Annotated in this window: 21 protein-coding genes; 6 read left to right on the top strand and 15 right to left on the bottom strand. The window is 56.3% G+C overall.

What is annotated here, in order from left to right; all coding sequences use genetic code 11:
- Positions 1 to 190: 190 nt before the first annotated feature.
- Entirely contained in the window at positions 191 to 433 is a 243-nt protein-coding gene (locus tag C8C92_RS07770) for a hypothetical protein (RefSeq protein ID WP_133250712.1), read from the top strand.
- Between the two features lie 48 nt (positions 434 to 481).
- On the opposite strand, the gene C8C92_RS07775 is transcribed toward C8C92_RS07770, so the two are convergent.
- Positions 482 to 1636, bottom strand: coding sequence for a HAMP domain-containing sensor histidine kinase (locus C8C92_RS07775; RefSeq protein WP_116743453.1), 1155 nt, complete (start codon positions 1634 to 1636; stop codon positions 482 to 484).
- Between the two features lie 545 nt (positions 1637 to 2181).
- Between C8C92_RS07775 and C8C92_RS27180 the strand changes: the two genes are divergently transcribed.
- The 3 genes from C8C92_RS27180 (at position 2182) to C8C92_RS07790 (ending at position 5043) form a co-directional block, all read left to right on the top strand.
- A complete protein-coding gene (locus C8C92_RS27180; RefSeq protein ID WP_133250713.1) occupies positions 2182 to 2376 on the top strand; it encodes a hypothetical protein in 195 nt (64 codons plus the stop codon).
- A gap of 67 nt (positions 2377 to 2443) precedes the next feature.
- Positions 2444 to 4045: a sensor domain-containing diguanylate cyclase gene (locus tag C8C92_RS07785; RefSeq protein ID WP_116743455.1), complete on the top strand. Its 1602-nt coding sequence runs from the start codon at positions 2444 to 2446 to the stop codon at positions 4043 to 4045.
- Between the two features lie 128 nt (positions 4046 to 4173).
- Complete coding sequence (locus C8C92_RS07790; protein WP_133250714.1) at positions 4174 to 5043, top strand: hypothetical protein; 870 nt, start codon at positions 4174 to 4176, stop codon at positions 5041 to 5043.
- A 189-nt stretch (positions 5044 to 5232) separates the two neighbouring features.
- On the opposite strand, the gene C8C92_RS27185 is transcribed toward C8C92_RS07790, so the two are convergent.
- The 14 genes from C8C92_RS27185 to C8C92_RS07850 form a co-directional block, all read right to left on the bottom strand.
- Entirely contained in the window at positions 5233 to 5541 is a 309-nt protein-coding gene (locus C8C92_RS27185) for a hypothetical protein (protein ID WP_133250715.1), read from the bottom strand.
- Positions 5542 to 5562: 21 nt separating this feature from the next.
- Positions 5563 to 5865, bottom strand: a complete 303-nt coding sequence (locus C8C92_RS07795; RefSeq protein WP_116745874.1) for an HNH endonuclease — start codon at positions 5863 to 5865, stop codon at positions 5563 to 5565.
- Between the two features lie 576 nt (positions 5866 to 6441).
- Positions 6442 to 7725, bottom strand: a complete 1284-nt coding sequence (locus tag C8C92_RS07800) for a HipA domain-containing protein (RefSeq protein WP_116743457.1) — start codon at positions 7723 to 7725, stop codon at positions 6442 to 6444.
- 20 nt (positions 7726 to 7745) lie between these two features.
- Entirely contained in the window at positions 7746 to 8693 is a 948-nt protein-coding gene (locus C8C92_RS07805) for a helix-turn-helix domain-containing protein (RefSeq protein ID WP_116743458.1), read from the bottom strand.
- 209 nt (positions 8694 to 8902) lie between these two features.
- On the bottom strand, positions 8903 to 10057 hold the full coding sequence (locus C8C92_RS07810; RefSeq protein WP_116743459.1) for a DUF3596 domain-containing protein: 1155 nt from the start codon (positions 10055 to 10057) through the stop codon (positions 8903 to 8905).
- Positions 10058 to 10199: 142 nt separating this feature from the next.
- Positions 10200 to 10367: a hypothetical protein gene (locus C8C92_RS27415; protein ID WP_165829327.1), complete on the bottom strand. Its 168-nt coding sequence runs from the start codon at positions 10365 to 10367 to the stop codon at positions 10200 to 10202.
- The gene (locus C8C92_RS07820; RefSeq protein ID WP_116743461.1) at positions 10364 to 10603 is read right to left on the bottom strand and encodes a hypothetical protein; all 240 of its coding nucleotides are present in this window, start codon (positions 10601 to 10603) and stop codon (positions 10364 to 10366) included. The genes C8C92_RS27415 and C8C92_RS07820 overlap by 4 nt, the downstream gene beginning before the upstream one ends.
- Entirely contained in the window at positions 10597 to 10749 is a 153-nt protein-coding gene (locus C8C92_RS27420) for a hypothetical protein (protein ID WP_162995787.1), read from the bottom strand. The genes C8C92_RS07820 and C8C92_RS27420 overlap by 7 nt, the downstream gene beginning before the upstream one ends.
- A complete protein-coding gene (locus tag C8C92_RS07825) occupies positions 10746 to 12584 on the bottom strand; it encodes a replication endonuclease (protein ID WP_116743462.1) in 1839 nt (612 codons plus the stop codon). Before C8C92_RS07825 ends, C8C92_RS27420 begins: the two co-directional genes overlap by 4 nt.
- Positions 12574 to 12927: a hypothetical protein gene (locus C8C92_RS27710; protein ID WP_034745810.1), complete on the bottom strand. Its 354-nt coding sequence runs from the start codon at positions 12925 to 12927 to the stop codon at positions 12574 to 12576. The genes C8C92_RS07825 and C8C92_RS27710 overlap by 11 nt, the downstream gene beginning before the upstream one ends.
- A 101-nt stretch (positions 12928 to 13028) precedes the next feature.
- Entirely contained in the window at positions 13029 to 13430 is a 402-nt protein-coding gene (locus C8C92_RS07835; protein ID WP_116743463.1) for a hypothetical protein, read from the bottom strand.
- Between the two features lie 120 nt (positions 13431 to 13550).
- Entirely contained in the window at positions 13551 to 13814 is a 264-nt protein-coding gene (locus C8C92_RS07840; protein WP_116743464.1) for an ogr/Delta-like zinc finger family protein, read from the bottom strand.
- Positions 13811 to 13999, bottom strand: a complete 189-nt coding sequence (locus C8C92_RS07845; RefSeq protein ID WP_046682347.1) for a hypothetical protein — start codon at positions 13997 to 13999, stop codon at positions 13811 to 13813. Before C8C92_RS07845 ends, C8C92_RS07840 begins: the two co-directional genes overlap by 4 nt.
- A 37-nt stretch (positions 14000 to 14036) precedes the next feature.
- The gene (locus tag C8C92_RS07850; RefSeq protein ID WP_035820909.1) at positions 14037 to 14240 is read right to left on the bottom strand and encodes a hypothetical protein; all 204 of its coding nucleotides are present in this window, start codon (positions 14238 to 14240) and stop codon (positions 14037 to 14039) included.
- Positions 14241 to 14536: 296 nt separating this feature from the next.
- Between C8C92_RS07850 and C8C92_RS07855 the strand changes: the two genes are divergently transcribed.
- Together C8C92_RS07855 and C8C92_RS07860 are read left to right on the top strand one after the other, a co-directional pair.
- Complete coding sequence (locus C8C92_RS07855) at positions 14537 to 14980, top strand: helix-turn-helix domain-containing protein (protein ID WP_116743465.1); 444 nt, start codon at positions 14537 to 14539, stop codon at positions 14978 to 14980.
- Between the two features lie 360 nt (positions 14981 to 15340).
- Positions 15341 to 16642 (top strand): hypothetical protein, encoded by a 1302-nt coding sequence (locus tag C8C92_RS07860; RefSeq protein WP_116743466.1) that lies wholly within the window; start codon positions 15341 to 15343, stop codon positions 16640 to 16642.
- The last annotated feature ends 63 nt before the right edge of the window (positions 16643 to 16705 follow it).

Here is a 16705-nt window from a genome sequence, read left to right on the forward strand (position 1 = left end):
CACATCGAGCTCGAAGGCCAGTTCAAGCGTGTGGTATCGGTGGTGAAGGTGGGTGGCCTGGACGCATGCTGTTGGTGACGGCTGAGTTGAGGCGTATGATGGACGTGCGGCCATGCCGACGGCGATGGCTGTACCCAAGGGGACGGATGATGCGTCTTCTGGGTTTCCCAGCTGATCAAGAGGAGATATGATGGACAAACCCGAATTCATCCTGGCCGCGAAAGCCATGGAAACGCTGGAGATGTATCAAACGTTTTACGCTAGCTCCAGTGAGTATCAGGAACGATTGCAGGAAGTGTTGAAATTGCTCAGGCATAGGGGGGCATCTCTGCTCACGTCTGAACATGCTTCGGCGAAGTTCCTTCTTGCATTTGCTGATGCTCTGGAGGTGTCGAACTTGCCGGGCGAGTATGTGCCGCTGAGCCGCAGATAAGGCGACCCCGCCCCGGCAGGGGCGGTCGTCTTCTCCGAGGGCGCGCGGCTAGCCGCCGTTCGCTCCCTCGTTGCGCCACACCCTGGGCAGGCGCACGGTAAATATCGTGCCGCTTTCCAGGCTCGACTCGGCGCCGATGGTGCCGCCGTGCGCGCTGGCGATTTCACGCGCGATAAACAGGCCCAGGCCGATACTGGTGGCGTTGGGCGCCTTGTGATCGTCGGAAATGGCCAGCTGTACCAGGGGATCGAAAATGCTCTTCAGCGACGCTTCCGGGATCTGGCGGCCGAAATTCTTCACTTGCACCACGGCCGTATCGGCGTCGCCGCAGGCCGTGATGCTCACCGGCTGGTCGTCGGTGCGGTATTGCGCGGCATTGTTGAGCAAATTGGAAAACAGCTGGGCCAGGCGGGCCGCATCGAAGTCGCCGATCATCTCGCCCGTGGTACTCAGTTCAAACTTGCACTGCGGGTGAGCGGCCGAGGCATCCTCGACGGCTGTCTTGCAGATTTCCCCCAGGTCGCCCAGGCTGGGCGAAATGGGCATGCGTCCCCCCAGTTGCGTCCTGGCGAATTCCAGCAGATCGTTGACCATGGTGGTCATGGTGGCCGCGCTGCGGGCAACCCGTGCCCCGATCTGCACCGTGGAAGCAGAGGTCGCGCTCGGCCGGCTCAGCAGCGCACCGGCCATCGTCATCGTGCTCAGCGGACTGCGCAAATCGTGGCTGAGGATGGCGAGAAAGGTATTGCGGGTGCGGTCGCTCTGCTGCGAATAGCGTATCGCCGATTCCTGCAGTGCCTGGTCGATCGCTTCATTGAAGCGCAAGATGTCTTGCGTCGCCGTTTTCGTCGTCACCGACACCTGTGCCATCCACAGGCGCAGCACGCTGGCCCGCATGGCGCGAAATTCCGCCGTCAGCTGCGGCAGCGTAAAGCCGATCTGCTGGCGCAGCGAGCCATGCGTGGCCGCTGCCGTTTCCTTGCCTTCTATTTCCGACACGCCCGTGGTCGATTTCTTTTTCCGCTGCGCCGCGTTCTCGATGACATCCATGTCGCGCACGATGGTTTCCAGCATCTGCTTCGCATGATCGCGTAATTCCGCTTTCGAGATGGCGTTGCCAGGAATGGGAAGCGACCTGGCGAAGAGTTCCCACTCTTCCAGGATCGGCTCCAGATGGCCGGTAATAAAGCGCGATAGTTTCACTGTGGACCAATGTGGTATGGAAGAGGCGCCAGTGTACGCTGTTGAGATGAGGGATGGGGGATTGGGTTCTGCTACGGGTGTCATATGCAGGTAGAGTCGCTCAGGCGGAAGAATTCGGCTGGCTGTGCGCCGGTACAAGGAGGCGGGCCCTGGTTTTAGCTGTGCCAGGCAGTGCCCGGGCTAGCAGATTGCTCCATACATCCCTTTTCCCGTACGCAGGTCGAGTCCGAAATAGCATTCGTATGCTGCCCCTTTTGTATGCACGCAGCTAATATCCCCCCTGCGCCGCTCACGGTAGTGCGCCGAGGAACTGCATGCCTGCTCCTGTTTCACATCGGGGCCGAGCTGGGCAAACAGTTCCCGTGCCAATTCCCCTTTGACCATGATTGCCACTTTCCGGTCGTTTCGCGTGGGCGGCAGCATGTCGGACAGCGTTCCCCCATAAATCTGATAGTCACCCTGCAAGGGGCGTGGTTCGCCAGTCCATGCCAGCGGCTTGTCCGCAGCTTGGGAAGGTAAGAATACAGCGAGCGCAATGGCGCAGCATGCAAGCCGAGTATTCATCAGTGCTCTCTGATTTCAATGTGAAGATGGTGGAACTGGCATTGTTTCGCAGTCCGTTCCAGCTGGAATTGCGGTATCGCAAACAATGGCGGGCTGGAACAGGATTCACCGCCGCCATGGCGGAAAGAACATGTTGCCCGGCAAGTGTCGCGGTAGCTTTTTTATATCTTTTGTGACGATGTGTGAATATGTTGCTGCCTATTTCGTGCACACTTCACTGGATATCAAACCGGGAGTGTATCCATGACCAGGTCACGCAGCCTGCCGCCACGACTGCCGGGAGCGGGTTTCCGGGTTTTCCCCTTGTTGCCGCAAGCCATTTCATTTGTCGTGCTGGTGTGCCTGTCGCTGCTGGCGCTCCAGCTATGGATGACCTTGCGCGCCCGGGAAGTGCAGCTCAATGAAGCGGCGCGTGAAAGCGCCAATCTGGCGCAATCCGTTGCGCAGCATGCCTATGACACCATCAAGGAGGCCGATACGGTGCTGGTCGGACTGCTGGAGCGGGTGGAGACAGATGGTGTTTCCGACCTTGAACTGGAGCGTATCCATAAATTGCTGGTCACCCGTGTCGGCGAGCTGCCCCAGTTACACGGCATCTTCATTTATGCCAAGGATGGCAGCTGGCTGGTGAACTCCCAGAAAACGCTGTTGAGAAATCTGAATAATTCCGATCGAGATTATTTCAAATACCATCGAACGCATGATGACCGGGGGCCTTATGTCGGCCCGCCCGTGCGCAGCAAATCGACCGGTGACTGGATCGTCACGGTGTCGCGGCGGATCAATATGCCTGACGGCAGTTTCGGCGGCGTGGTGCTGGCGACCATCCACATGAATTATTTCAGGCAGTTTTACGAACGTTTTTCGATAGGGGAAAAAGGCGCCATTTTCATTGCGAATGGAGCGGGCATTCTTTTATTGCGGCGGCCGTTCGATGAGAGCTTGCTGGGACGCGATATTTCGCAATTCCCGGTATTTCATGATTATTTGCCCAAAAGCCCGGTTGGCACGGCCGTGATCAAGTCGCGCGTCGATGGCGTGACGCGTATCAATAGCTACCGCAGAATCGAGGAATACCCGTTGGTGGTCTCTGCCGCGTTGTCACAGGATGAAGAGCTCGCTGCGTGGCGCCTCGATACGGTGATACAACACGCCGTGGGTGGCGTACTGGTATTGCTGATTGCCTTCATCGGCTACCGCGGGGTGCGGCAAATCGATTTGCGGGTCAAGAGCGAGGCGGGGCTGGTCGCGGCGCGGAATGAGCTGGAATTGATCAATGAAACCCTGGCCCGCCTTGCCAGTCAGGATGGATTGACGGGGCTGGCGAACCGGCGCCATTTTGATCAGTCGCTGCTTGCCGAGTTCAGCCGTGGACAGCGTGAAAAAAGCGCTCTGGGACTGGTCTTGATCGATGTCGACTTCTTCAAGCAATACAACGATATCTATGGCCATGTGGCCGGTGACGAGTGCCTGAGAAAAATTGGCAGTGTGGTGGCCTATAGCATGCGCAGACCGGGCGACCTTGCAGCGCGCTACGGTGGCGAGGAGCTGGTCATTTTATTGCCCGGTACGGATCTGCAGGGCGCATTGGCGGTGGCGGAAGGTGTTCGCCATGCCGTGCAGTCGCTGGGAATCGAGCATCGGGGCAATCCTCTTGGCGTGGTGACGGCCAGCGTCGGCGTGGCGGCGTTTATGCCAGTGCATCTGGAAAACCAGGCAGTGGAACTGATTGAGCTCGCTGATAAAGCCTTGTACAAGGCCAAGAAAGCCGGGAGAAATCAGGTCTGTTATGAGTCTGCATGCGAAAGTGCCGAGCAGCTTGCGACTGTTTTTGCGTTTCGATAGCGATTTTTGAATGCTGAGGGCCGCCGTCAGCTTTGTGCTGCGTCCTGAGTGGCGCGTATGCCAGCCTCGTCCATGTACAATCGGCAACATACGGATCGACGTATCCGCCCCTTCATTGCGGAGTACGCTTGAGCGTGACACAAACATTGCAAACCTGGCTGCTGGCCTGGCGGGAAGCCTTCACGTGTATCGGCCTGGGACTGCGCGATGCGCGTCATGCAGGCCTGTGGTGGCGCTCCGCGCTGTGGTGCATGGCGGTCGTGGCGCTGTGGCTGGGACTGTATAGCTGCTTCGGCCGTTTCTTTGTCGAACTGAGCGCCATGCTGGCGCTGGTGTCCGTCACCGGCTTGCTGGGCCTGGGCGTGATGGATGGCGTCGGGACACTGGCCAACGGGCCTGCCACCGTCTCGCAGATGGGCAATATCGCCGGCGGCCTGGGCAGCGCCGCCAAGGCCCTGCTGTCGATCGGCCAGATCGCCCTGGCGCTGCTGGCGCTGGCTGCTTTTTTCTATGTGATGGTCTTTATCGTCGGCGCCATCGGCACGGCGCGCTTGCCGCTGCGCTGGTTGTTGCTGGAGCGCGCCAAGGCCGTGGCGGCGCGCCGCTATGTTGCCTGGCAAGCGCCGGCCGGACTGGATGCCTGCGCCGCGCACCCCGCCTGGGGGCGGTGCCTGTTGCTGCTGCTTTCCCTGCTGATCCCCGTGTGGGCCATGTGCGTGCTGATCTCGTACTTGCTGGCCTGGAATGTGCAAATGATCTACGGCGCGGCGGCCGCGGAGGTGCTCAGCGCGGAACAAGAAACGGCGTTGCGCCGCGAGCAGCGGCCGGTGATCTTTGCCCTGGGTCTGCTGTTGTGCTTGCTGATGCTTGTACCGGTCCTCAATTTATTGTTGCCAGCCTTGCTGTGCACGAGCGTGTGCCACTTGCAGCGCCGCGGCTGGCGCGCAACCAAGGCGCGAGGGTCAAGTCCGCCATTCGTACACGACCTGAGCGGCTAAGGTTATCGTCAGGAAAAACCACCTGCGGCGCAGAACCTGGTCAGGCGTATCGGAGGGGATGGCGCTTGCAAGCTGCCCGCTCCCCGCAGCACCCCCGCACCCGTACCGGACGCCGATGCAATGCCCGCGTTCTGCATGCATGGAATAAATAGAAAGGGCCTCGCCGCCAAAACGGGGAAGCCCTTCTATTTATTCCGTGGTGGAGACGGCGGGAATCGAAGCTACCGCAAACTGGAATTGTTTAGGAATCTTGAAGGTTTTACTGGAAAAATACAGACAATCAAACCGCAACGGCAGCTGTCGGCCTGTTGTGTTGAAAAACGCCGGTACGTTGACCTGTAGATAGAATTCCTGCCAGCCTGGACTGGCCAGTACCGTCGCTAGTGACCGATCACCGGCATGCTGGAGATCTGAGACCTCCCGAAATTGTTGCCACTTAACTTTTTCAACACAGTAGGGAGGAAGCGCACGGCGCCGATTAGCGCTCTGAATTGCCACCAGTACTTCAGACCGCGATTTTCAGCGCGGGAATTTATATCGTACCAGCAGCGTAGGTCCTTTGCCGCCGGATGGCGTCAGCAGTATCTCGTCACCGGGCTGCATCTCTTCATACATTACCGTGCAACAGGTCGGCATCGAGTGGCCGCGCGCGGGATAAACGCCAACGTCAGTGTGCAGGGTCGCAGCGCGTACGTCCAAGCTGGTTTCTCCGGCCTTTGCTGCTTCTTGCAGCAGCTTGCGCAGTGCCGTGACGAAGTCCCCTTTGCTGAGTCTGGCAGGTGCCTGGTTTGCTTGCGGGCGAGCGGTTGCGTCGTTTTTCATGGCATTTTCTTTCTGTGTATACATTTCCGCCACTATATCATCGGCCCCTGATGTTGCATGACAGTCAGCCGGTAGATCGTTAAAGAGCGAACACAAATTTCGCTTTTGATCCGGCCGTCTGAGCTGCATCCGGCATCCAACGTCCCTATGCTCTGGTGCGTGGTGCTAGCGGGTGCGAGGGGCAGGTCCGCCATGCCTACACGGCCTGAGCAGCTGATGTTGTTAGGAAACCGCCTGCGGCGCAAGAGCCAGTCAGACGAATCGGAGAGGGTTGCGCTTGCAAGCGCAACCCGGTTTTGCGGCGCCGAGCTGCGCTCGCCGAAGGCCCCGCAAAACCCCCGCGTCCGTACCGGACGCGGATGCGCTGCCCGCATTCTGCATGCGTTGAATAAATAAAAAGGGCCTCCCCGCCAAAACGGGGAAGCCCTTTTTATTTATTCAGTGGTGGAGACGGCGGGAATCGAACCTACCGTAAACTGTGATTTCTCGGCACTCTGATGAGTTTGTCGTCAAAATGTAGTCAATGTTCTTTATTGGTAAAGAAGTTTTTTTGAAAATTGATTCCTTGCTACTTTGTCATGCATCTGTAGACAGGAATCGTTGTGCTGCATTTTTCATTCCCGTGGAAATGCTATCCCAAGTATGTACCGGAAAATCCGGTGGCAATTTTTTCTCGACGATAGCGAGTGCCTCCTCAACACCGGCTGCTAATTCAATCATTGCTGACCAAACTTCAGGGCCACCATTCTTTAGTGCAAGATCTTTCCAGTGACGGGGGCGTATATCTTTAAAATGGTAGTGTGCATTCTTTGAGCGTAGGGCCATTGCCAATCCTGCCTCATGCCAACTCAGCTGATTTTTACCGTTTCCAATATAGGGCCAGGCAGACAAAATATCGTATAGGGGAGTCATTTCATAGTCATCACCACGTTGTAAGAAGATCGAATAATTTTTGGCGTGTCCGTCTATCGCAGCCAGTAGGAAAAATGATAGCTGTGTAAGGAGGAAAAAAATCGTATCGTTTTTATCTTGGCTTCCTTGAAGAAGTTGAAGGCATTTTGCTATGCCAGGTCCTCCGTGCTGTTCGTATTTTTTCTCCGGGGGAATGCCTAATGCCTGACAGAAGTCTTCTTGTGGTAAACGGGCGATCCACGACTTTTCATCCATCCAAGCGCGGTCGAATCGTTCCACGATCAGTACAGCATCTTTTTCGAACGTTCCTATTGATGTTGTTGCTGAACCTAGTCCAAGTTCTGTTACGATTTGAGCACATAGCCATTCATTGTAGACTGAATCTGATGCATTCAGTGTTACTCCTTTTGTTGCGATCGCACCAAGTGGAAGTTTGAAAATATGGGTGGTGGGAGTTGAACCGTGAGGGCGACACCATTCTCCATTCCATCTGGTAAGGGCAGTTTTCTCTTGAGCTCCTGCAATCGAAATTCGAAACAGATCATCTTCTTGACTTGGGCTTGAGTCTGATGGAACAGATCGCAGGAGTTCCGCAATCTGCGCGGTGGAGAGTGGATCGCAATCGATACGATTCCAATCTCCTGGGTCTGTATTTTCAGGTAGTAGTTGTACCGCGCCGACGCAATCTCTACCAATTGCTTGAAGTAGACCGAAGGTGTCGGATTTAGCATTGAAACGTTTTCCTAGGCGAGCTCGGATCTTTTGATTGTCAGGTAATAAATTGTCAAAGTAATTTTTTACTACATCGCCTTTTATTTCATGCGAACTACTAATTGGTAGCGATAGCGAAAGTGATCGACAGCGAGGGGAGTTTAGCCATGATTGATCGTATAGAAACGCATGGGAATTTCGGTCTACCATCCAGGTTCCGACTAATTCGCCGTTCATCCAAACGTTAAGAGATTGGCTCACCAGGTCCCCTTTTTTGTATGGTTTAAGCGATTTCGATAAGAAATAGATTCGAGCTCTAAATACTTACGTAATGCTTCTGACATATTAACTGTCTCGATTGATTTGCGTACTAAGTCCGCCCCCCCCAGAGACTCTAGGGCTTTGGCCAGTGCTGCTGTGCTACTACCTTCTTCGACGGCTTTACGTACTAAATCCGCACCGCCGAGAGACTCAAGTGCATTGTTCAGTGCTTGTGTGCTACTGCCTTCCTTCATGGCCTTGAGTACTGCTTCCTTGCCCCCTAGAGACTCTAGGGCTTTGCGCATTGCGTTTTCGCTGGTGCTTTCTTCGACGGCGTTGTTTGCTGACTCATGGAATTTGCGAAGTGCTTCTTTAAGACTAATTTCCTCCATGGCTTTGCGTACAGACTCCTTGCCCTCAAGAGACTCTACGGCTTTGCTCATTGCGTTGCTACTTTCTTCGATGGTTTTGTGTGCTGGTCCCAAAGACTCTAGTACTTTGCGAAGTGCTTCCTTAAGGCTAATTTCCTCAATGGCTTTGCGTACGGACTCCTTGCCCTCAAGAGACTCTACGGCTTTGCTCATTGCGTTGCTACTTTCTTCGATGGTTTCGCGTGCTGGTCCCAAAGACTCTAGTACTTTGCGAAGTGTCTCTGTGCGGTCATCGGTTAGAGTTGTTGGCGTATTTATCAAGGTTTCATTATGTGCATCATTAGACATTTTTGTGGCTTCGGAAAGGGTTATGGTTACCCCAACAGCTGATAGCAGTTTCATCATTTGGTCAAAGCTCACGAGCCCTGGGTTCGCTTCAATTTCGGCAATGCGTGCCTGGCTAACGCCGATGAGAGCAGCAACATCGGCTTGTGTTAGACCTCGCTTCTTCCTCAGCGCTCGAAGATGCTGACGTAATTGTGCGGGGAAGCGAATGGGATATGTATTTGTCATGATAAAAGTAGATATAGGTCTTAGCTTATATTATCCACATATAGCCTGTGGCTTATTTTTATATAGGTCTTGGCTAATATTTGGATGATATAGGCTGTGGCCGATAATGTCAAAATAAGAGACATCGAATCATGCCGAAAATAAGAAACTCGTCTTCATAAATTAGTACTTGCAAATGCATTATGTCTGAGGTTTGGATGGAACCTCAGCTAGGATCGAAAAATACCAAAAACAGCTTCGGCTCTTGAGCCGGCTGCTTGGTCAGCATCAGGCATCCATCGACCATAGACGCGTGCAATCATGGTCCAGTCAGCATGTCCCATCTGCTTTGCCACCCACATAGGATGCTCACCGGCTGAAAGCATCATGCTGGCATAGGTATGCCGCGTCTGATACGGATTGCGATACCGCACGCCAGCGTTTTGCAGGACGCCTGTCCATAGTGTTTTGCGTATCGGCTGGTCGCCTTCCCAGCGCCGTTCCAGGCGCGGATTTTGAAAGACTTCCTCGCCTTTCGCCCAGGTGAGTGCCTTTTGTTCTTGCAGCGCATGCATGGCGCGCTCTAGCAGCTTGACTTCGCGGCGGCCGGCGTTCGTCTTGGTGTTCTCCGCCGCTTTGGAGTGCTGGGTGAGGGCGCGCGTCACCATAACGACGCCGCGTACGAAGTCGACGTCGGCCCAGTCCAGGGCCACCAGCTCGGAAGTGCGTAGGCCGGTCCAGAAGGCAAACTGCAACAGATTGCGCCCCTGGCCAGTTGCTTGCGTGAGGATCGCGGCCTGTTCCTCCTTCGTGAACGGGTCGATATCGTCCTTCGACTGCGGCGCCTCGACCTTGGAATAGCACCAGCGCGCCAGCGGATTGACCTCGATCAGTTCGTCCTCTATCGCGTCGTCCAGTGCCTTGCGTAGCACGCTCTGGATGTTGGCCATGGTCTTGTTGGTCGCGTTCATGGGCTCCAGCTTCGCCCGCACGTCCTTCTTGCGCAGCGCCGACAGCATGATTGTGCCGAACCAAGGGATCAGCTGGCCAACGACGATCTTGCGATAGCCGTTGTACGTGCTGGCCTTGAGGTGCTTTTTTTGCCTGTCGAGCCACTTATCCAGAAACGCCTCGATGGTCTGCACGTCGCCCACCTGGTCGGCGAACTTGACGGCATTGGACGATTGGGGGAAGGTGGCCGTGTAGTCAAAGCTGTTGGTGGCGATGGCATGCAGGATCGCCGCCCGGTGGTTCTCGGCCCGTTTCAGATTAGCGGAGGTGGGCTTGAGCGCGATCCTTTCCCGGCACCTGGTGCCGCGATACATGAAGGTGATTTCGATGCTGCTTTCCGATGCAGCTTTAACACCTCGCCCGTCTCTACCCATGATTCATACCCTTTCACGTCAATTAAAATTCGATTGTCTGGCGCTTTGATCCAGACGGCGTCCTTTGGCCAGATCCCGTCCCGGATCTTTGTTCTGATCGCGTCGGGCGTGTAACCCGACTCGGTGGAGAACTTCGGTATGGTCATGTAGCGAAGCATTTCTTTTTCCTATTCTTGGAATCGGTTTGTACCGCCAAAGCAAACGCTTCGGCCTCCGTGTATTGCGGCACCTCAGCGCCTGGCTTGCGGTAATCGCGCAGTCGACAAAATTCCTTGTAATCCGCTTCCTCGGCCGGGGAGGGTGCTGTCATGCTGGACACCCGACAGGCGTGGTTGCCTTCTTGACCGCCTCGATGGCGCCCAGCGGCACCGCACGGAACATGCCCGGCCACTGGTGGTCCAGCTCCACCCACGCATGCAGCTCGCCATTGCCCACGTCGCGGCGCAGGTCGTTGACGGTGCCGGCCTGGTAGCCTTCGTCGGTATCGAATGTCACGCGGTCGCCCAGGGCGATTTGCCGCGGTGAATCGGTCAGGGTGGTCAGCATTGCGGTGCTCCTTTCAGTTTGGCGGTAACGCCGCACACGCCGAAGTGGTCGAGGGCGGCCTGGATCGCGTCGCCGCTGGAAGCGGCAATCGCGGCGTATTCAAAGCGTTCGGTTTGCGTGCGAACGATCACGGCATAGGTGCTCATGTGCCATTTCCTTCTTGGTGTGGGGTGTCGGGGACGATCAGCCGGGGATACGGGCAGGCGTTGACGGCCGCCCAGGCGGCAATCAGCGCTGTTTTTGCCTCGTCAGGCAGGTTGGGCGCGGGCGCCGCCGGTGGCGTGGCCGGGGCAGGGCGGTCGGGGTGCGTACAGTTATTTACACGAGTCCGAGGAACGGCAACCCCAACAGCCACCCCGCGCCCGCCTGTGGCCTGTACGGGCGTCCACGTATGGCGCACGGACTTGAAGATCACGCCAATGAGGTCGCTGCAGCGCACGCCGTAGGGCGTGGTGCGCAGCGTTTCGCCGTAGCGGCCGATGACGGTCTTTTCGTCCTTGGCCAGGGTGACGACCAGTTCCTTGCGCGGCACCAGGGCGCCACCCTGGGCGCGCAGGTATTCGGCCCAGCAGGCGCGCTTTTCGCCGTCGATCTTTTGCACGGCATTCCAGGCGCGGCGCATGGCGGCCGGCGCTTCATTGACCATGCTTTCCTCGATGCGGCGCAGTTCGCGCCATACAGTGACTGGCGCGCCGCCCCATTGCTGGAATTGACGAATGCCCCAGCACGCGGCCCAGGACTCGACGCGCGCCGATGGCGTCAGTTCGACATCGCCTTCGGTGTCAGCCGTGACGACATAGCCTTCTTTCGTCTTGTGCTCGGCCACGCCGTCGATGTTCTTGGCCACGTACTTGGCGATGTAGCCGGCGGCGCTGCCCTTGGCCCAGTCGATGCGCTTGACGTCCAGGCGGCGCGCGAAGGCGCCCGGTTCGCCACGGTCCACGCGCCAGGCGTAGCGCTTCATGATGCGGATGGCGCGACCGGCCACGTCCTGCAGGTGGACCGTCTTGTATTTCGCGGTCGGGCGCACGAACAGCAGCAGATGCCAATGCGGGCAGCCGTCGTGGTGCGGCTCGGCGATGCGAAAGCCGTAGAGGCCGATGCCACGGCGCGCCAGCGCGGAGCGGCACAGCGATGTCATCTTGCCCAGGTAAGCATTGGCCTCGCGCGGCGTGGAGCCGTCGAACTTGTCGTTTGGCTTGCCGCTGTGCTGCATAGCGTGGAAGCGCGAAGGGCACGTCCAGGTAATAAAAATGCCTTGGTCGCCGCATTCGCGGGCGATTTGCTCAAAGCCGTTGATGCGCAACATCAGTTCGCCGCGCCGGATGGCTTTATTCGCAGTCGTTTTCTCGGCCAGCTCGGCGATGCTGAATTGTTGGCCGTTCTCGTTCTGCACCAGCGTGGCGGCCAGCGCTGCCGCGTTGCGGCGGTTCTGCGCCAGGCGCGACAGCACGGCGTCGTTGCTGGCGTAGGGTTCGCCGCGATAGTTCACGTAGCCCAGGCGGATATTGCCGGCCTCGAAGGCGCGCTTGACGCGCTTGCGCAACTGGCGGCGCCACCAGCGGGCGTCCACCAGGCGGGCGATGGTGTCGGCCAGCGCATCGAACTCGGGCAGCTCGATGCCATACGAGGCGCATTCGTCTTCCATGATCTGCAAGGCGTGCGTGTCGGACACGGCCATCCACAGCATTTTGGTGACGCCGGCCGCCGCGCGTTCGGCGGTGGCCACGATGTCGGCGTCGCTCTGCGACAGGTCTACGCCGGCCGGCACGTACAGGTCGGCGAACTCGCGCACAAAGCCGGTGGCGACGGACTCATAGACCTTGTACCAGGACGACCAGGCCATTTTGGCCAGGGCGGCCGTGATGACACGGTTGCGCCATTTGTAGGGGATGCGGGCCAGCTCGGGCGCGAACTGGGCGGATCGCAAGAAGGCTTCGTGACGCTGCGGGGCAGGCAGCAGGATTTGTTTAGATTGCATTCAACAGTCTTTCGTACACACGGATAGCGGCAGAGGTGGCGGCGCGCAGCTCGATGCGCTCTTCCTCGGTAAATGAATGGATGGGTGACTCCCAGCGGTCGGCGTCCATGCCGGCGGCGATCAACACGGAACGGCGCGCGCCACGCGGCGACAATCCCCAGGCCTGGGCCATGAAGGGCGCCAGGTTGCGCGGCTTGATGCTGCGTAGCTGGGCCTTTGCCTCGGCGATGGCGGCCAGCGCATGCCCGGCGCCTGGTGGCGTGGGCATGTCCTTGTCGCGTGCGGCCAGAATTTCGGCGGCAGGCTGGAAGGACAGGTGATTGTCGATAAGGGACGCCGGCATGGTTCAGTCCTTGATGGCGCCGATGGCCCGTAGCACGTCAGGGGTAATGACGATCAGGAGCGACAGCAACCAGATGCCGCAGGTTTTGGCGAGGCGCAGCATCAGCGTGCCCCTTCCTTGGCGAAATACTTTGCCCAGTAGGTCAGCGTGCGCGAAGAGCTGGTGCATTGCACGACGCCCGATTCGCTGGCGAACAGGTAACGCAGCTCGATGAGCAAGCTATCAGCTAATGCGCGCTGGTTGGCGGGTGAGAAAAAGCCGAAAAGCTGCAACGGTTGCGCATCGCTGATGATGAAGGTCAGATTGGCTGCGCCGTAGGCGTGATAAGTCCTGGCAATCTCGCGGATGTAGGCGCACAGGTCGGCTATGTTGGCGCCAGCGCTAACGTCCAGAAGGAAGCAGGTCGGCGCCACAGGCACGACGCATTTTTGCAGGGCCGGGCGGGGTGTGGCCGGCGCCGGGGATTTGTCGGCATTAATGGTGGCGTGCAGCGTGGTTTCCATTGGTTTTCCTTATTTCAGGTTGAACGAATCCCGCACGCTCAAAAGGGAGCGCAGCAGGGCACAGCAAAAGAGGGGAGTTACGGCTGCCGGGCTACGGCGGCGCGAGGATCGGGATAGTCATCAGCAGCCCGCAGTCAGGTCGAGGGCCAGCTGGCTGGTAGCTGCCGTGCGCGCATGCTGGGACATCGGGATGCGGATATCCGGCTTGGGCATGGCGGACAGCGAGAGGGTGCGCAGTACTTCCAGGCCTGCCACGAAGGAGTGCCCGCAGTCCGGGTTCTGGCACATATAGGTGATTTCCTTGAACATGGCGGACATCGTGCGGCTTTTGACGGCGCGGACGGTGTTTTCGCAATGCGGGCAGGGCAGGCCGATGACTCTCATTTCAGCTTTCTTTCCACTTGGTACAGGGCGCGACCGCGACCCGTCATGTTTTTTGACTGTATGCGTAAGCGCGACTTGACGAGCCATTCAGCCGCCTGATCGATACTTGCCAGCCCCTGGCGTTGGCGCACGAGTTCCAGCACCGCGCGCTCTTCGTCATTGAGGTTAATTTGATGGTCTGGCATTTTCTGTAACTTTAGAGTTGCTCAAAAGTGACTCGGTTTAAACGCTGCGACGCTGTACGCTATCGATGGTGGCGTCATCCAAGGCGATCACGGCGAGGGCTTCACGCATCACGATCTGGCGCACCAGCACCGCAAGCTCTTCGCCCTGGTAATTGGCGATCGAAGAAACGAGCTGGTGCTCGTAATCGTCCAGGCGCAGCATGACGCGGTGGCTGCGGATACGTTTTGCATCGGGGTACATGACGTTGTCCTTAGTGAATGGATTTGGAAGCGAGTTCACGCTTGTAATCGGCGAGGCCGCGAAGGATCAGGAAACGTAGAAACCAGGCACGGGAGCGCTCAAGTTTCTCTGCATAGCCTTCAACTTCGTCTACTTCGTCAGACGTTAGACGAACGCCAAGAGGCTTAGTCGTGACGCCCTTGGCAGTGCGCCTCGCTATGGATACGTTTTTCATAATGTTATGATCTGTAATCGCTATGGTATGGCATAACTATAGCTCTCAAATGAGAGCATTGTAAAGAAAAATTTGCGCACAAATGAGATCAATTGGTGAAATACTAAAAGAAGAGCGTCAACGCTTGGGCATGAATCAAGAAGATTTTGCTGCCGTCGGCGGGCTGAAGCGACGCGCACAAACGCTGTATGAGCAAGACGAGCGTGCCCCGGATGCGCTTTACTTACGAGCGCTGGCAGGGATCGGGGTCGATGTCCACTACATACTTACGGGTGAGAGATTGCAATCAGCCGTTACCTCGGATGAGCGAGAACTGTTGGATGGCTATAGAAGTATGGATGTTCGCGGGAAAGCAGGCGTACTTGGGATGATTGGCGGCATGCGCTCGCCAACGCCCCCAGCATCCCAAGCAGGGACTGCCCCACACGTTGAAACTCACGGGAAGATTGGGCAAAATTTCGTGGGAAATATCATTGGGCCGCAGACTTTTAATGTGGCCGGCAGCGGACGAAAAAAGGAAAAATAGTCTGCAAATATTTGATCTTCTTATGCTTATTGTAATTGTTACTTCTTTGCACTGCATAATTTTTAGTTGTTTGAATTATCGGCAGTGAGCACTTGAAACAGGCGAATCGTATAGTTCATCGTGGTATCACATTTAACAATGGAGACCTGATAATAAGGTTAAAAAGCATACGTGGTTGACGAGCGAATGGATATGGCGAAAATTGTGTCTTTGCCCGAATGTACCCCGTGATCGGATTGCCGTTGACGGTTTTCCAGTAGGTTGCATGGATACGGAGACAATATCAGCCGAGCAAGGCGGTGGATGGCGATTTTCGCGTGAAACTGGATTGACGACAGAAGTTTTCAAGTAAGGGGCACCATGAACGAGATTGACGATCTGAAACAGTTGCGGCTGCAGGAAGAAAAGAGATTTATCAATAATGAGTTCATTGAGGCGCTAGCAAAACAGCTAATCGATGGCCTCGTTAAGTGGTCCAATGAAGAAATTTTCGAGCCTAGGGGTGGTGAACTGAGCTTCGAAATGACCCTTGGGCCACCCAACGCCGGCGTCTCCATCAGCCCAAGCCGCCCGCTTTTTCCCCGCATGGAGTTTCGCACCTCTCTCATATCAGACATCTATGCCGATGCGTTCTCATTCCCCATTGTCTGTCGACGCATCGGGATGGAGACGGATACGTTGAAACATTTCAACAAGACAGAAGAGTTTCTCGATTGTCGGGTTCGGTTCACCGATCCACTACCGCAGCTATATGAGCCGAATGTGACGGAGTTGTTTAGACCCGCATGTAGTGCCTTCATCGAGCTTCTCGGAGGGCCGAGCGATGATGATCGTCAACTTCAACCTAACGACGTTCGATGCCGGTTCATAATGTTTGAGTTGATGCTTGTGTGGACATTTTTCCACGAACTGGGGCATGTCGCGCAGGGACATTATCTGATGCACTCGGGTGGCAATTCAAAAGTCCGTGACGATAGCTTCTTCGAGATTGATGACGCCGTTGGGGATCTGAAGAACTCTGCCAACATGAACTCTGCTAGCCAAGACGCGACAAAAGTGGTGCCACCAGATCTTCCTGCACAGGCACGGGAGTTGATGGCAGATGCTGAGGCGATGGATCTCACATTGAAATATCTCATAAAGGACCGTGGGCTCAATTTCAACGTATGGTACCTGCTAGTCTGTTCCATTGGATGCATGTTTCAGCGCTTCTACTCTAGCTACCCGGACAACCTGGATATCTCGCCTGGACGTCATCCTCATCCTTTAATTCGCGACGAGTCCAGCCTACTGCTGGGTAACAATTGGGTAGCTGATTTCCTCCTGGCGAGCAAGAATATTAAGAATAGAGATGAAGCCAATATTCCGCTGACCTATCTCAGCGTACGAGCTTCGCTCATGACAGGTTTGTTTCGTGCGCACCGTATCGAAAGGCACGAAAATCCAGAGGTTTTGCCCTCATACATGGGTCTACTTCGCGACGGCGGCGAACAGCGACGCGCGTACTTCAGCGTGATTGTGCCCGAGATTGAGCGGCAATTACCTATCGCTGTAAGCCAGCACCTGATCAAACAAAATTCGCTCGAATACTGGTTTCAATTCTTTAAGGCTAGTGCAAACAGAGAAGATTCTCCAGATTCGAAAAACACTGGTCCAGCATAGCTGACGTATGGTTCTGAACTTCTAACTAGACGATTTTCTTGCTGGCATCTTCAAATTTTGTCT

Source organism: Janthinobacterium sp. 78 (genome assembly GCF_003096775.1).
GTDB classification, from domain to species: domain Bacteria; phylum Pseudomonadota; class Gammaproteobacteria; order Burkholderiales; family Burkholderiaceae_D; genus Janthinobacterium; species Janthinobacterium tructae.

Bases quoted from the DNA above. Each gene is read 5' to 3' on its own strand.
- C8C92_RS07835 (WP_116743463.1), bottom strand. From the start codon at position 13,430: ATGGAAACCACGCTGCACGCCACCATTAATGCCGACAAATCCCCGGCG.
- C8C92_RS07805 (WP_116743458.1), bottom strand. From the start codon at position 8,693: ATGACAAATACATATCCCATTCGCTTCCCCGCACAATTACGTCAGCAT.
- C8C92_RS07845 (WP_046682347.1), bottom strand. From the start codon at position 13,999: ATGCCAGACCATCAAATTAACCTCAATGACGAAGAGCGCGCGGTGCTG.
- C8C92_RS07860 (WP_116743466.1), top strand. From the start codon at position 15,341: ATGAACGAGATTGACGATCTGAAACAGTTGCGGCTGCAGGAAGAAAAG.
- C8C92_RS07810 (WP_116743459.1), bottom strand. From the start codon at position 10,057: ATGGGTAGAGACGGGCGAGGTGTTAAAGCTGCATCGGAAAGCAGCATC.
- C8C92_RS07785 (WP_116743455.1), top strand. From the start codon at position 2,444: ATGACCAGGTCACGCAGCCTGCCGCCACGACTGCCGGGAGCGGGTTTC.
- C8C92_RS07855 (WP_116743465.1), top strand. From the start codon at position 14,537: ATGAGATCAATTGGTGAAATACTAAAAGAAGAGCGTCAACGCTTGGGC.
- C8C92_RS27415 (WP_165829327.1), bottom strand. From the start codon at position 10,367: ATGACAGCACCCTCCCCGGCCGAGGAAGCGGATTACAAGGAATTTTGT.
- C8C92_RS07820 (WP_116743461.1), bottom strand. From the start codon at position 10,603: ATGCTGACCACCCTGACCGATTCACCGCGGCAAATCGCCCTGGGCGAC.
- C8C92_RS07795 (WP_116745874.1), bottom strand. From the start codon at position 5,865: ATGAAAAACGACGCAACCGCTCGCCCGCAAGCAAACCAGGCACCTGCC.
- C8C92_RS07850 (WP_035820909.1), bottom strand. From the start codon at position 14,240: ATGTACCCCGATGCAAAACGTATCCGCAGCCACCGCGTCATGCTGCGC.
- C8C92_RS07840 (WP_116743464.1), bottom strand. From the start codon at position 13,814: ATGAGAGTCATCGGCCTGCCCTGCCCGCATTGCGAAAACACCGTCCGC.
- C8C92_RS27420 (WP_162995787.1), bottom strand. From the start codon at position 10,749: ATGAGCACCTATGCCGTGATCGTTCGCACGCAAACCGAACGCTTTGAA.
- C8C92_RS27180 (WP_133250713.1), top strand. From the start codon at position 2,182: ATGCAAGCCGAGTATTCATCAGTGCTCTCTGATTTCAATGTGAAGATG.
- C8C92_RS07770 (WP_133250712.1), top strand. From the start codon at position 191: ATGGACAAACCCGAATTCATCCTGGCCGCGAAAGCCATGGAAACGCTG.
- C8C92_RS27710 (WP_034745810.1), bottom strand. From the start codon at position 12,927: ATGCCGGCGTCCCTTATCGACAATCACCTGTCCTTCCAGCCTGCCGCC.
- C8C92_RS07800 (WP_116743457.1), bottom strand. From the start codon at position 7,725: ATGAACGGCGAATTAGTCGGAACCTGGATGGTAGACCGAAATTCCCAT.
- C8C92_RS07825 (WP_116743462.1), bottom strand. From the start codon at position 12,584: ATGCAATCTAAACAAATCCTGCTGCCTGCCCCGCAGCGTCACGAAGCC.